The following is a 14,878-nucleotide window of genomic DNA, read 5'->3' as shown; positions in this document are numbered from 1 at the left end:
ATAAAAATTATTATTGTGGTCTTGCAACGTCGCCACTTAAAGCTTCTGGCAACTCAAGAACTTGAAGCCCCAACTCTTGTAGAGCAGCAGGTTTCGCAACAACTAAAGCAAGATAGCCTTCATCATTTGCAATACTATTAACGACTTCAATATCGTTATTTAATTGAGTTGCTGAAGCAGGCGCTTCACCTGTACCTTGTACGAGATGTAACCAGTGTTTTGGTTTTGCTTTAAACCAAAGACGTGCCACAATTTCCTGACCTAGGTAACAGCCTTTGTCGTAATTGACGCCTTCACGTTGATGTAAACGTAATTCCTGTGGTTGGAATTCATGTTCAGTGGCCTGTGTAATCCAAGCTTGACCAGTCATAATGGCTTGTTTTTGCCATTCTGAAATATCAGTTTCAGCAGTAGTGAATTCAGTTTGATGATTCACAACTTTTGGAAACACAGCACCTTGTTCACTTAAGGTCATTTTTGAAAAGGCACCATACTTTTTAATATGCTTGGCAAACTCTTCGGCTTGATCTTGAGTAACTACAATTTCAAAACTTTCAGGATTAATCTTCTTTAGCCATAAGCCAAAGTGAATACGACCTTTAAGATCACAAATGGCTGTATAGCGAGTTGTATTTTCAGCTAAACGTTCAGTATCTACAGTAACTTGGCCTTGTAAAAACTTTTGTGCATCTACACCGTTTAAAGCATATGAGGAGAAAGCGAGCAGACTCATGATTAATCTCAAATTCAATATGTTTCTTTATGATTGCTGACTATTTTGCTCCATTTTTACTAAAAAATCAGCCATAGTTTTCGTAATTTGAGTTTGTCCTTAAGTTGGCTTTTTTGTTAAAAAAAACACCAAAAATATACGTTCTGATAAATCGGAAGGTTTAAGCTAATAGCCATAATTTCAATAATTTTAAGGAAATTAAAATAAGGAGAATATGATGGCAACAGGTACAGTGAAATTTCATCGCGTGTTTAAGGCACCAGCCGAGCGAGTTTACCGTGCATTTTTAGATCCAGATGCTTTAGTCAAGTGGTTACCACCCCACGGCTTTACTGCTAAGGTTCATAGTTTTGATGCAAATGTTGGTGGTTCATACAAAATGAGTTTTACCAATTTTTCAACAGGTTCAACCCATGCTTTTGGTGGAACATATGTAGAGTTAGTTCCAAATGAACTAATTCGCTACAACGATCAATTTGATGACCCAAATTTACCCGGGACTATGCAGGTTACTATTACACTAAAAAGCGTATTGGTAGGTACAGAAGTGCATATTACGCAAGAAGGCATACCAGAAGTGATTCCTGTAGAGGCATGCTACTTAGGGTGGCAAGAATCCCTATCTTTGCTTACTTTATTGATTGAAGCTGAAATTCCAGATCAATAAAGTTATTCTGCTTTTCTTATAAAAAATAGTAGGTCGTATGACCTACTCTTAACATAGCTCTAATTGGTTTTGTTGTTCCAATATTTTAATTATTGCTGAAAAATCGACTTGTTGTGCATCGGGTTTGGAAACCTGATTAAACTGTTGCTGAATAAGACTAAAAGCTGGAAGTTCCAAATTATTTTGAGTAACGAGATTTAGTGCAATTCCAATATCCTTTTGTAATAAATCTAATGCAAAAGTTTTTTCAAATTTACGGCTTAAAACACGTTGCATCATGATGTGTTCTGAAATATTACTTTTGCCACTAGAGTGGTTAATACAGTTCATTGCGGAGTGTAAATTTACGCCTTGAGATTTAAGGATACTTAATCCCTCTGCCAACGCCCAAAGATGTGTCGCCATTAACGTGTTATTGATGGCTTTTACTGCAAAGGCAGCGCCACTTTCGCCGACATATTCAACTAAATTAGCAAATGCTTGAATGATTGGTTTTGCTCTTTTAAAAGCAGACTCGTCACCTCCGACCATTACCGTGAGAGTTCCTCGTTCAGCTCCAATCGTTTGTCCTGAAACTGGTGCATCTAAATAATCAACTCCATTTAATTTGAGCTGTTGGCTGAGTTTTCTTGCTGTCTCTGGCACACCGCTAGTGCAATCTACCCAAATACAGCCTTGTTTTAGTTGAGAGTCCGCAATTAAATTTTCTACATCTTGGCTAGTCGGTAGGCATGAAAAGATAATATCTGCTTGTAGAGCTTGTGTCAGATCTACAGCCTGCGTACCAAAGGTTTGTTCATGTTGCTTTGCTTTAGCAAAAGTACGATTCCAAACATAGACTTGGCTGCATACTTGGGTTAAATGGGAAGCCATGTGCCATCCCATTGCGCCTAAACCGATAAATGAAACACTTTGAATCAAGGAGTTTCTCCAGAACTAGAGATGCGGGACAGAATTAAGCGGTTCTACTGATTTTTCAATAGATTGATTTTCGGATTTTTCCGTTCTGTTGAGTAATAGGTTAAGAACAATTGCTGCAAGTGTCGCAGTTCCAATACCTCCTAAGTCAAATGGCCCAATATGTAGACTTAAATTCCCAGCACCCATAATGAGACTGACTGCTGCAATAATTAAAGTACTATTTTTAGTGAAATCAACTTTGTTATCGATCCAAATTTTTGCTCCAGCCACAGTAATTAAACCAAAGACAACAATGGACGCACCGCCTAATAAAGCGACAGGGATGGTACTAATGATTGCTCCAAATTTAGGAGATAGACCGAGTAGAATTGCAAATAGTCCCGCAACCACAAAAATAGTTGTTGAATAGACTTTAGTTACAGCCATTACCCCAATATTTTCAGCATAAGTCGTCATGCCTGTACCACCAACAGAAGCTGATAAACTTGTACAGATGCCATCTGCAAAAAAAGCACGACCCATATATGGCGATAAATTACGTTCTGTCATGGCAGAAACCGCTTTAAAATGTCCCAAGTTTTCAGCGACTAAAATAAGCGCAACAGGTGCAATCAATAAAATAGCTTTGGCATTAAAAACAGGTGAGTGAAAAGTGGGTAGGCCAAACCATGCAGCTTGACTGATTGCATTAAAATCGATGGGTTTGCCTAACCCTAAGATATTGGTGAGTAGAAAATAAATAAAATAAGCACTGATGAGCCCGATGAGTAATAGAAGGCGGCGAATCATACCTCTTGTAAAAACAGCAACGGCACTAATGCATAAAATGGTAATGACCGCCATCCACGTGTCAAAGCTATTTGTCGAAACGCTTTTGATTGTTACAGGTGCAAGGTTTAAACCAATAATCATGACAATTGCACCAGTGACCACGGGGGGCATGAATTTTTCAATCCATGCAGTTCCAGTTTTCATGACAATTAAACCGATGCATGCATAAATCAAACCGCAAATGATTGTACCGCCCAGCGCCACAGCTAAATTTGGATTTGATCCAACCCCTGCATACCCTGTGGCTGCTGCGACTGCACCAATAAAGGCGAAGCTTGATCCGAGATAGCTAGGCATACGCCCACCTGTAATTAAAAAGAACAAGATGGTGCCAATACCAGTAATAAAAATGGTGAGGTTCGGATCAAAGCCCATGAGTAACGGGGCTAAAACAGTTGCTCCGAACATCGCAAAAGCATGTTGTAACCCCAAAACAATACTTTTACTGGGAGGAAGATATTCATCAATTTGTACGGGAGTTTCTAAATTACCTGTGTGCGGCTTAAATTTAGGAAACCAAGATTCTTGTGTTCGCATAACAGATCCTCTTTTTCATTTTTTATCTGCATTAGCATGCTGTTTGTAATTCGCAATAATTGCGGTTGAAGTACATAAGTGCATTAAGCCCACTTTGGTGTTTCATTGCTTTGACCGAACAAAACAAGACATCATGACTACCGATACTCATGCTTTGTACAATTTCACAATCAAATGACACCAAGGCCTCATTCAAAATCGGAGAACCAGTGATTAGCTTGCTCCATTCCCCATGAGCAAAGCGTTCTGGCATTGGTGTTTTTCCGCCGAATATTGTAGATAGGGTACTTTGATGGGCAGCTAAAGTATTGACACAAAGCACCTCGTTTTGTTTAAAAGTATTAAAAACTGATGCTGAGCGGTTGAGACAAACCAATAGTGTCGGTGGTGTATCGGTTACGCTACATACTGCGGATGCTGTAAAACCAGCCTGTCCCGCAGGTCCATCTGTCGTGATGACATTCACTGCTGCCCCAAGATTGGCCATGCCTTGTCTAAAAGTATGCTGATCTACTTCTAAGTGTGTTGAGCATGTTTGAGCCTGCTGAATAGCAGATGGAGTTAAAACCTGTTTCTCTTCTCTTTTTTGCATGATTGCTCTCCAGCCCCAATGCATGATCATTACAATGAATCGAGGCTAAAACATCACATCAGTTATGATGCTTAAGGTTTTTATCAGTGACATCGTTTATCCCACATGGGCAATCGATGCAATTTCAATTAAGGCATCGGGTTTCACCAAGCCGCACTGGATACAAAAGCGAGCAGGTTTGTCACCCGGAAAGTATTCGGCATATATCGTATTCACTGCGGTATAGTCCGCCCAATCTTTAATGAAAATGGAATTGAACGTTACGTCATCCATGGTCCCACCCGCAGTTTCAATCACTTTTTTGATTGTTTCTAAAATATGGCGAGTCTGTCCTGCAGCATCACCAATACAAACCACATTATTATTTTCATCAAAAGCCAATGTGCCTGAGACATACACAATATTGTCTGCTTTGGTTGCAGGAACATAGGGTGCAAGTGGTGCCGATGTTCCTTCAGGGATAACAACTTGTTTAGACATAAAAAGCTCCAAATCAAAAAAATTTAGATAAAATTAAATGTATGAATTAGGCAGATTGCTGTAGCAATGTTGATGCCGAACTAAAGGTTTCAATGAAACTATTGGTGTCAGATACCCAGCCAAAAAAAGTTTTAATGTTATATAGCGCTGCGTCGTGAGCCTCTTGAGGTCCGGCTTGATAGCAAGCATCTTTAAGTGCAACACCGAAATATTCCAAAAAGAAACCATCACGTAGGGTCGACTCGACACAGACATTGGTGGCAATACCTACAAAGACCAAATTACGAATGCCACGAGCACGTAAAATGCTGTCGAGCGCGGTGTTAAAGAAACCGCTATAACGTGGCTTTTCAATAATGATGTCTTGTGGAAGTGGTTGTAACTCATCAATTAAAGCAAAGTCCCAACCACCTTTAGATAAAAGTTGGCCTTGTAACTCAGGTTGTTTACGCATGGTTTTTAAAGCATTGGATTTATGAAAATTTGGTGAACCTAAACCACCAGCTTCGACGTAGTTTTTATCCCAACCATTTTGAAAATAGATGACCTGAATCCCTGCACTATGTGCAGCATCGATCGCCTTTTTAATATTTTCGACTACCGGCTTAGTCTTTGAGACATCAAAACCTGCTAAATCTAAATACCCACCTAAAGAGGTGTAAGCATTTTGCATATCAATGACAACAAGCGCAGTTTGTTCTGCTGCTAGTTGAATATGTTCAGGTTCTGCTTTTAATACTTTGCCTGTACCAATCTGTGCCGTGAATTCTGCACATACAATATTAGACATTTCATTCATGCGCTTTTCTCCAAAACAGTTGGTTCAACTTGCTCTGCCAGTTCGGTAACGACACTTTCACGACATTTCATGAGCGGTTGAATGTGTTGACCAAAATCTTCTACGCCTTGTAAAAAGTCATCAAAGGTCAACAAAATTCCCTCTGTCCCTTTAATCTCAGAAATTTGATCAAGCATTTTTGCGACATTTTTAAAAGAGCCAACAATGGTGCCCATATTGATATTGACGGGAGAAACGCTAGAGGCCATGTGGCGAATATTGGTGTCAGTCCCAGACACTTTATCTTTTGCACCTTGGTCTTGTAGCCAACGAATAGCTTCCATGTCTGCACCATCGTTATAGTGTTGCCACTTCTGCATTGCGGCTTCATCTGTTTCGGCAGCAATTACCATAAACAACACATAGGTTTGTACATTTCGTCCAGTTTTGTCGGTTTGAACTTTTAAGCGATCATTAATTTCGGCATAGGCTGTCGGTGTGTTTAAACCTTTTCCGAAAACAAAGTTGTAGTCAGCATATTTTGCGGAAAAAGCTAAACCAGCATCAGACTGTCCTGCACAGATAATTTTCATATCAGCTTGAGGCTGTGGTTTGACCTGACAATCATTCATCTGGAAGAACTCGCCTTTTAGGTCTGACTTCCCAGTTGCCCAAAGTTCACGCAAAACTTCGACATACTCAGATAAGTAGTCATAGCGCTTAGCAAAATATTCATCGCCAGGCCACATACCCATTTGGGAATATTCAGGCATTTGCCATCCAGTCACGACGTTTAGTCCAAAGCGACCGTTGGAAATCGAATCTATGGTCGATGCCATACGTGCCACAATTGCAGGAGGCATGACTAGTGTTGCAGCGGTTGCATAAATTTGGATTTTACTGGTGACAGCAGCGAGACCTGCCATGAGGGTAAATGTTTCAAGGTTATAGTCCCAAAACTCAGTTTTTCCGCCAAAACCACGTAACTTAATCATGGAAAGGGCAAAGTCAAAACCGTAGTGTTCAGCACGCTGTACAATTTGTTTGTTTAATTCAAAGGTAGGTTTATATTGCGGTGCATTTTCTGAAAGCAGCCAGCCATTATTTCCAATTGGACAAAAAACGCCGATCTTCATCTTGATTCCCCATCGTGAGTTTAGGAAGTCGAACTGAAAGCTATAAAAGATATAATTTTCAGAACCAATATGTGTTTTCAATAATGCATAGCTCGTGCCAACTTTAATATTTATATATTTATCAGTATTTTATATTTATTGTTTGGTATAATTTTTATCGAATGGTAAAGAATAATGCGATTGTGCACCAAGGAGGAACTAACTTGCTTCATTGTGCATCATTTGATCAATTTTATTTTTGGAATGTGCATGACATCCAATGTTCTAAAACAGCAGAATAAAAAGGGCGACATTAAAGTCGCCGTGTAGAACTAAAGTATTTCTCTTTTGAGATTGAAGAGGGTGTTATGTATTTAACTCATTCCACCCGACAAGCCTCTTCAAAATTTAAACGGGGAAGGCGAGTATAAACTTTTTGAGGGTCGCCATAGCCGATGTTAATGATGAGATTAATATGATGATTTGTGCCTGCAAAAAATAGCTCATCAACTTGTTTCGCGTCAAAACCAGACATTGGACCTGTATCTAAACCTAAACTACGACATGCCATAATCAAATATGCAGCTTGTAATGAACTATTACGAAAAGCAGTTTCATGTGCTACGGCTTCACTTGATGTAAACCATGATTTTGCATCAGCATACGGAAATAGTTCTGGCAGTTTGTCATAAAATCTTGCATCGGTTGCAACCAAAACAGTGACAGGAGCTGTCATCGTCTTTTCTACATTGCCAGACGACAATGCTGGCTTGAGTTTTTGTTTAGCTTCAGGTGTTGTTAAAAATACAAAACGAGCAGGACTACAGTTGGCAGAAGTTGGCGCCATTTTGACCAGATCATAAATTTGTTGAATTTGCTCGGGGCTGACGGCTTTATCTAACCACGTGCTGTGGGTTCTAGCTTCTAAAAAGAGTTGATCTAAAATATTTAATGTTTTTGCATTCATGATAAGGCCTTAATGCTATGGAAAAATTGAATGAAAGTTTGATTTAGTTGTTGAGATTCGGTCACTGTGGAAGCATGGGCACCAGAGGGTAAAATGCAGAGTTGACCATGACCAAGTTTGGTAAAAAGATCTTGTGATTTATGTGCTGGAACTAAAAAATCATCTTGATTGGCAACGATATGAATTGCGGTGTCTTGCAATGCTTGTAAGTGCTCTGCTTGTAATTGAAAGCGCATCAATGCTTTGAGTCGTGCAAATACATTTGTCTTAGGTGGAAAGTTTTGGAGTTGAATATCTTCGGTATTTTTAATGTAGCTATGATTCTGAGAAATCCATGCTGGAGGATACAAAAATAATGCCTGTGCACGCACATAGGCTTCAGCACCTGCTGACGCTAATAGTGCGATACGGGCATCAAAACATTTTTGTGTATGGGCATCTAGCTCATCCCACGCATTAATCAGTGTCAGGCTGAGCATGGTAATTGAGCTGGATTGTAGTTGTTTTGCTAGCTCCATTCCGATGATGCCGCCTAAAGCATGCCCGATCATATGGAATTCATGAATTTGAAGATGTTCTAATAAGTGTAGTACTTGATTTGCCATGTCACACATATGGTAGTGTGCAGGTAATAAAGCACTGTCTTGGTGACAGCCTTCTTGGTCATAAGTCACGATATTGAAATGCGTACTCAACGATTCAAGTTGTGGGCTCCAAAAACTAGCATGACCACCTAACCCAGATGAGAAAATCAAATAAGGGGCATCTTTTTGAGATGAACACGGATAAATATAATATTTCATTTTTTACCATTTGATAAAATAATGAAAAATTCAAAAGCAATTTATATGCCTGAATTAATCATTAATGGCAAATTGAGACAATATTTAGCGCAAAAGATTTAGATTGTAGAGGAAGGCAAATCAATGTGATGATTAAGCCAATGATATTTAGATTGAGCTGAGTAGGTGTTAGAAGTGGATATACATATTAAAAGAATTTATGAAAATGCAGAGCCTAGTGATGGAAAGCGAATTTTGGTTGACCGCCTATGGAGCAGGGGAATTAGTAAAGAGAATGCCCACTTGGATTTGTGGCTAAAAGAAGTGGCTCCTTCAACTGAACTTAGAAAGTGGTTCCATGCTGCAACACCAGATCATTGGGAAGAATTTAAACAGCGTTATTTAGAGGAACTTGAAACCAACTCCGCCGTTGAAGAGCTACAACAAATCGCATCAAGGAATACAGTCACACTTTTATATTCAGCAAAAGATGTTGAAAACAATCACGCAATTATTTTGAAGGAATATTTATTAAGTAAAAACTTAAAATAATATATAAATTTTTTTTTGGTAAAAGTCTATTATTTAAAACTTTAAAAAATGAGTCATTTCTCGCATAATATACTTTTTGAGATTTTTTTCATGTCTTTGCCAAACTGCCCAAAATGCCAATCAGAATATACTTACCAAGATGGCGACTTATTGATTTGTCCTGAATGTTCACATGAGTGGAAAGAAGGAGAAGCATCAACAACTGAAGAACAAGAAATTATTAAAGATGCAAATGGAAATGTCTTGGCAGATGGTGATAGCGTCACTGTAATCAAAGACTTAAAAATTAAAGGTTCTTCTTCAGTCGTTAAAGTAGGTACGAAGGTAAAAACGATTCGTCTAGTGCTAGATGCAAGTGATGGTCACAATATTGATTGTAAAATTGATGGTATTGGTCAGATGAAATTAAAATCTGAATTTGTAAAAAAAGCTTAAACTGTTAATTATTATTACATTTCAGCAGAGATACACGGTTATATCTCTGCTTTTTAAATTTCTAACATCATTATAATTTTATTACGAAAAAGTATAAAAAATGGACTATTCAAGGAATGTTCGCGTCTTTATATTGTCATTAATAACAAATAACTTTCGTCCAGAATAATAACGAAAGTCATACTCACACCAACAAAAAAATGAGGTTTTTATGGCAGGATGGTACGAAATTTCACAGGCGAGTGATGGACAATACCGCTTTATCTTGAAGGCAGGAAATGGTGAACCTATTTTAAATAGTGAGCTATATAAGGCAAAAGCTTCTGCTGTAAATGGTATTGAGTCAATTCAGAAAAACAGTGGTGATGATGGCCGATATGAGCGTTTAACTGCAAAGAATGGGAAACCTTATTTCAATTTAAAAGCTGCAAATCATCAGATTATTGGCACGAGCCAGTTCTATGCGAGCGAAGCTTCACGTGATAAAGGAATTGAGTCGGTTAAAAATAATGGTTCATCTACGACTATCAAGGATTTAACTCTTCAAGCATAAAAATTGAAATAAAAAAGCAGCTTCTAAAAGCTGCTTTTTTATTTATGTATTTATTAACGCACTAATTTAGCTAAAAGCTCTTCTTTAGTTAAATTACTCGCTTCAGCATCGCGGCGGCCTTTGTATTCAAAAGTACCAGCATCCAAACCTTTTTCACCAATTACAATACGGTGTGGAATACCCATCAATTCAAGGTCAGAGAATTTAACACCTGGACGTTCGTTACGATCATCAAGTAACACATCAAAACCTTGAGCTTGAAGTTCTGCATAAAGAGACTCTGCTGCTTCAAGAGTACGTGGTGATTTGTGCGCATTCATTGGAACAATTGCAATTTCAAAAGGTGCAATAGCTTGAGGCCAGATAATACCTTTGTCATCGTAGTTTTGTTCAATTGCAGCTGCAACAACACGTGTTACACCAATACCGTAGCATCCCATGGTTACTGTAAATGGTTTGCCATCTTCACCTAGAACTTTACAGCCCAAAGCTTCAGAGTATTTAGTACCAAGCTGGAAAATATGACCTACTTCAATACCGCGTTTAATTTGTAGTGTGCCTTTGCCATCTGGAGATGGATCGCCTTCAACCACATTACGTAGATCAAAAACTTCGCTAATTTGTGCATCACGTTCCCAGTTTACGCCAACCGCATGTTTGTCCGCTTCATTTGCACCAGCAACGAAATCAGAAAGAACAGATGCAGCACGGTCAACAATTACAGTTAAGCCTTTTTCGACTAAACCTTGTGGACCTGTAAAGCCAGCAGTTAAACCAAATGCTTGGAGTTGTTCTTCAGTTGCAAAAGTAAGCGGCGCAGCAACTAAAGGATGCTTCTCAGCTTTAATCTCATTAAGTTCGTGGTCGCCACGTACAAATAGAGCAATGACAGGAACATTACCTTTTTCATCAGCAACGCCTTGAACCAATAATGCTTTAACAGATTGCTTTGGATCAGCATTTAAGAATTGGCAAACATCATCAATCGTTTTTTGGTTTGGTGTTTCAACCAATTTAAATTCTTGTGTCGGTGCTGCACGTTCACCAACTAAAACAGCCTCAGCCATTTCAACGTTTGCCGCATAATCAGATTCAGTTGAAAATGCGATGTCATCTTCACCACTTGCAGCCAATACGTGGAATTCGTGTGAAGCTGAACCACCAATAGAACCTGTATCTGCTTGTACTGGGCGGAAATCTAAACCTAAACGAGTGAAAATACGGCTATAAGTGTCGTACATCACATCATAAGTTTCTTGTAATGACTCTTGAGTTGCATGGAAAGAATAAGCATCTTTCATGATGAACTCACGTGAACGCATTACACCAAAACGTGGTCGAATTTCATCACGGAATTTGGTTTGAATTTGATAGAAGTTTACAGGGAGCTGCTTATAACTTTTTAATTCGTTACGAGCCATATCTGTAATAACTTCTTCATGCGTTGGCCCAAGTACGAATGGGTTCCTATGACGATCTTTAAAGCGTAATAACTCAGGACCATATTGTTCATATCGACCTGATTCTTCCCAAAGACTTGCGGGTTGAGTCACGGGCATGAATACTTCCATCGCGCCTGAACGGTTCATTTCTTCACGAACAATCGCATCTACTTTTTTAAGCACACGTGTTCCCATCGGCAGCCATGTATATAAACCAGATGCCAATTTACGAATCATCCCCGCACGTAACATGAGCTGGTGTGAAATCACTTCAGCATCATTTGGGGTTTCTCTCAACGTTGCAAATAAAAAGCGGCTTGCGCGCATGGAAAAAGTCCTAAAAGTTAAGCGTTATAAAAACGCAGATTATACGATAATCGCTGCATTATGACATGAATCGTCGAGTTTGATGCAGCATAAAGTTTTTCAAGTCATCCAGATAAGTGAAAATGACGGGTACAACCACAAGAGTTAATAGGGTAGAGGTAATCACTCCACCAATAACCGCATGAGCCATTGGTGCGCTTTGTTCACCGCCTTCGCCGAGACCTAAAGCCAATGGAACCATCCCCATCACCATAGCGCTTGTTGTCATCAAAATTGGACGTAAACGGGTCTTACCAGCTTGCAAAATAGCGTCATAACGGCTGACACCCTGATCCATCGCTTTCTTAATAAAATCGATCAGCAAAATCGCATTTTTAGTGACAAGCCCCATCAGCATGATAATACCAATAATCGAAAACAGATTTAGCGTGCTTTGGAACAGGAATAAGGCAAGAAAAACACCAATCAATGACAAGGGTAAAGAGGCCATAATTGCTGCGGGATGAATAAAGCTATTGAACTGAGAACCTAGCACGATATAAATAAATACAATCGATAGGGTAATGGCTGTTAATGCGTATCCCGCAGATTCAGCCATATCGGCGTTTGCCCCTTGCGTATCGAATGTATAACCTGCAGGTAACTTAAATGCTTTTTGCATTTTGTCGATGTCTTGACCAATATCGCCACTAGGGCGACCTGAGGTATTTGCCTCAATAAGAACCTCACGTTCAAGATCACGTCGGTTAATTTGCGAAGCCCCAAGCTTTTCTTCGGTCGTTGCGACGGCACTCAATGGAACTAGTATATTTTGTCCAGCTGCATTGGTTTTATTAGAGTTGATATATAAATTTTGCACATCTTGCGGAAGCATACGTTTATTTTCATTTAAACGTAAATTCACATCATAAGTTTCACCATCACGGTCTTCCCAAGTGGTGACATTATCGCCCGCAATTAATGGTCGAATGGCATTCGCAATTTGGGAAACAGATAAGCCCAAATCACTTGCCAGCACGCGATTAATATGAACACCCAAAGTAGGTTTAGGTTCTTTCAATGAACTTTCTAAATCAACTACGCCTTTAATTTTTTCCATTTCTGCAATAAAGCGATCTGAAATTTTTTGTAGTTCATTTAGGTCAGATCCTTTAATCGAAATCATGATTGGTTTCTGACCGCCAGATACAGAGTCTTGTGCTGCGGCAACAGAAGTCACTTGAATACCCGCTACAGTTTGCAAACGATCACGGAACTCATTATTGAGTGTATTTAGATCTGAGCTACGTTCTTGTTTTGGCTTTAAGGTCACTCCTAAACCGGCATGGTTTTTACCAGAGTCTACTTCACTGTTCACTACACCATAAGTAGAAACGACATCAGGGAATTGTCTAATAATTTGATCGACCTGATGTAATTTTGCTTGGGTATATTCTAAAGAAGAATCTACAGGAGTCTCGAACTGAATGCGCACTTCACCCTTATCTGGTGTAGGTACAAATTCGGTCCCAATCAGTTTCGATAGTCCTAATGCAGCAAATAATGAAGCGATTGCAACAATAACCGTGATTAAACGGAAGCGTAGAGCAAGTTTTAATAGCTTTTCATAAACATGGGTAAGCCGATCTAGTATTTTAGAAATATGGTTAAAAAACCGTTGTAGCCAATTATCTTTTTTCTTTACAGGATCTTTCCAATGAGCAGAAAGCATTGGATCGAGCGTAAAACTAATAAACATTGAAATTAGAACAGCTGTACTGACTGTTACACCGAACTGATAAAAGAAACGTCCAATCAGACCACCCATAAAGGCAACAGGTAGAAATACTGCCACAATGGTAAGTGTAGTTGCGAGTACGGCTAAACCAATTTCTTTTGTCCCTTCAAGAGCTGCAGTTACGTGGTCTTTGCCAAGTTCAGTATGTCTGACAATATTTTCCCGAACTACAATTGCATCATCAATAAGTAAACCAATACTGAGCGATAGTGCTAACAGCGTCATCATGTTAATGCTAAACCCGAAAGCCCAAATAAAAGTTAAGGTTCCGAGCAAAGTAATAGGTAAGGTTAAACCGGTAATAACTGTAGAGCGGAAAGAGCCTAAAAAGAGTAAAACAATGAGAACTGCTAAAGCAGCACCTTCAATAATGGTTCGAACAACATCTTTGATTGAAGCGCGAATACCTTTAGAGCTATCAGCTACGACTTTGTAATCTAAACCCGCAGGCATTTGATCTTTTAATTTCTCTAACGTTAGATAAGTCTGATCGACGACTTTAATTACATTGGCATCGGAGCTTTTTAAAATATCGACAGAAACCGCTGTTCTTCCATTATAAAAGGCACTCGATTGTAGTTCGGCTTGAGTATCTTCAACGGTTGCTACTTGTTTTAAAAAAATAGGGGAACCATTTTTATTAGCAATAACTAAATCACCAAATCCAAGAGGATGGATGACTTTTGATTGAATCTGTACAACCAGTTCAGAATTCTTTTGCTGTAAGGTTCCTGCAGGTACTTCAATATTTTCATTTTTTAGCGTGTTAATGACCTGATCAATACCAATACCGTAGCTTTGTAATTGTTCAGGATGAACCTTAATCCGAATTTGACGTTTAGCATCACCTAGTAAATTGACATTACCCACACCAGAAACAGTTTTAAGCTGAGGCACAATACGTTTATCTACATAGGAACTTAATTGCGCCAGACTCATGCTGTTTGATTCAAATACGACTGACATGATTGGGCTAGACGAGGGGTCATAGCGTTGCACAATCGGTGTATCAATTTCGTCACGGAACTGCGCAGTGACGGTTGCAATTTTGTCACGAACATCCTGAGCAGCAATCGCCGAAGAAGTATCAAGATTAAACTCGGCAATCACCATTGAAAGGCCTTCACTTGAGCGTGAAGTAATCTGTTTAATGCCCGAAATAGTATTGATTTGATCTTCAAGTTTTTTTGTTATATCTGACTCAACCGCTTCAGGCGACGCACCCGCATATTGTGTGGTGACTACTACGAATGGGAAATCTATATTTGGAAACTCTTCGACAGTCATACGTTTCCAAGACGCCAACCCGAGTACCATTAAGCTGAGCATCATCATAATGGTAAAAACGGGGTATTTCACACTGATTCGAGTAAACCACATACGCTATTT

General features: G+C 39.1%; 15 protein-coding genes. 4 read left to right on the top strand and 11 right to left on the bottom strand.

The features are described from left to right. Positions 1-10: 10 nt before the first annotated feature. The gene (ygfZ, locus tag HJG58_RS06395; protein ID WP_170248301.1) at positions 11-733 is read right to left on the bottom strand and encodes a CAF17-like 4Fe-4S cluster assembly/insertion protein YgfZ; all 723 of its coding nucleotides are present in this window, start codon (positions 731-733) and stop codon (positions 11-13) included. 214 nt (positions 734-947) lie between these two features. Between ygfZ and HJG58_RS06390 the strand changes: the two genes are divergently transcribed. Beyond that, positions 948-1,400, top strand: coding sequence for an SRPBCC family protein (locus tag HJG58_RS06390; protein ID WP_014207573.1), 453 nt, complete (start codon positions 948-950; stop codon positions 1,398-1,400). Positions 1,401-1,448: 48 nt separating this feature from the next. Here HJG58_RS06390 and HJG58_RS06385 read toward each other — a convergent pair whose 3' ends face one another. The 8 genes from HJG58_RS06385 to rutD all read right to left on the bottom strand — a co-directional run bounded on the left by HJG58_RS06385 (position 1,449) and on the right by rutD (position 8,424). Beyond that, entirely contained in the window at positions 1,449-2,321 is an 873-nt protein-coding gene (locus HJG58_RS06385) for an NAD(P)-dependent oxidoreductase (RefSeq protein WP_086265188.1), read from the bottom strand. Positions 2,322-2,336: 15 nt separating this feature from the next. Further along, positions 2,337-3,689, bottom strand: coding sequence for a pyrimidine utilization transport protein G (rutG, locus tag HJG58_RS06380; RefSeq protein ID WP_170248300.1), 1,353 nt, complete (start codon positions 3,687-3,689; stop codon positions 2,337-2,339). A 31-nt stretch (positions 3,690-3,720) separates the two neighbouring features. After that, positions 3,721-4,311: an NADH-dependent FMN reductase RutF gene (rutF, locus tag HJG58_RS06375; protein WP_081310019.1), complete on the bottom strand. Its 591-nt coding sequence runs from the start codon at positions 4,309-4,311 to the stop codon at positions 3,721-3,723. 66 nt (positions 4,312-4,377) lie between these two features. Continuing rightward, positions 4,378-4,761: a pyrimidine utilization protein C gene (gene rutC, locus HJG58_RS06370; protein ID WP_170248299.1), complete on the bottom strand. Its 384-nt coding sequence runs from the start codon at positions 4,759-4,761 to the stop codon at positions 4,378-4,380. Between the two features lie 46 nt (positions 4,762-4,807). Next, positions 4,808-5,560, bottom strand: coding sequence for a pyrimidine utilization protein B (rutB, locus tag HJG58_RS06365; RefSeq protein WP_068612103.1), 753 nt, complete (start codon positions 5,558-5,560; stop codon positions 4,808-4,810). Next, the gene (rutA, locus tag HJG58_RS06360; protein ID WP_170248298.1) at positions 5,557-6,675 is read right to left on the bottom strand and encodes a pyrimidine utilization protein A; all 1,119 of its coding nucleotides are present in this window, start codon (positions 6,673-6,675) and stop codon (positions 5,557-5,559) included. The genes rutB and rutA overlap by 4 nt, the downstream gene beginning before the upstream one ends. Positions 6,676-7,033: 358 nt before the next feature. Beyond that, complete coding sequence (locus HJG58_RS06355) at positions 7,034-7,621, bottom strand: malonic semialdehyde reductase (RefSeq protein ID WP_170248297.1); 588 nt, start codon at positions 7,619-7,621, stop codon at positions 7,034-7,036. After that, positions 7,618-8,424: a pyrimidine utilization protein D gene (gene rutD, locus HJG58_RS06350; protein ID WP_170248296.1), complete on the bottom strand. Its 807-nt coding sequence runs from the start codon at positions 8,422-8,424 to the stop codon at positions 7,618-7,620. Before rutD ends, HJG58_RS06355 begins: the two co-directional genes overlap by 4 nt. 174 nt (positions 8,425-8,598) lie before the next feature. On the opposite strand from rutD, the gene HJG58_RS06345 reads away from it, so the two are divergent. The 3 genes from HJG58_RS06345 to HJG58_RS06335 all read left to right on the top strand — a co-directional run bounded on the left by HJG58_RS06345 (position 8,599) and on the right by HJG58_RS06335 (position 9,943). Continuing rightward, entirely contained in the window at positions 8,599-8,955 is a 357-nt protein-coding gene (locus HJG58_RS06345; RefSeq protein ID WP_170248295.1) for a DUF488 domain-containing protein, read from the top strand. Between the two features lie 90 nt (positions 8,956-9,045). Then, positions 9,046-9,390, top strand: coding sequence for a zinc ribbon domain-containing protein YjdM (locus tag HJG58_RS06340; RefSeq protein ID WP_170248294.1), 345 nt, complete (start codon positions 9,046-9,048; stop codon positions 9,388-9,390). A gap of 211 nt (positions 9,391-9,601) precedes the next feature. Then, positions 9,602-9,943: a YegP family protein gene (locus tag HJG58_RS06335; protein WP_170248293.1), complete on the top strand. Its 342-nt coding sequence runs from the start codon at positions 9,602-9,604 to the stop codon at positions 9,941-9,943. A 53-nt stretch (positions 9,944-9,996) separates the two neighbouring features. Here the strand turns inward: HJG58_RS06335 and HJG58_RS06330 are convergent, their stop codons facing one another. Next, complete coding sequence (locus HJG58_RS06330) at positions 9,997-11,712, bottom strand: proline--tRNA ligase (protein WP_170248292.1); 1,716 nt, start codon at positions 11,710-11,712, stop codon at positions 9,997-9,999. A 58-nt stretch (positions 11,713-11,770) separates the two neighbouring features. Beyond that, the gene (locus HJG58_RS06325; protein WP_170248291.1) at positions 11,771-14,869 is read right to left on the bottom strand and encodes an efflux RND transporter permease subunit; all 3,099 of its coding nucleotides are present in this window, start codon (positions 14,867-14,869) and stop codon (positions 11,771-11,773) included. Positions 14,870-14,878: the final 9 nt, after the last annotated feature.

The organism is Acinetobacter geminorum, assembly GCF_013009345.1.
Lineage (GTDB): Bacteria > Pseudomonadota > Gammaproteobacteria > Pseudomonadales > Moraxellaceae > Acinetobacter > Acinetobacter geminorum.
The sequence above is the reverse complement of the archived record's forward strand: the minus strand, read 5'-3'. Positions and strand labels throughout refer to the sequence as shown.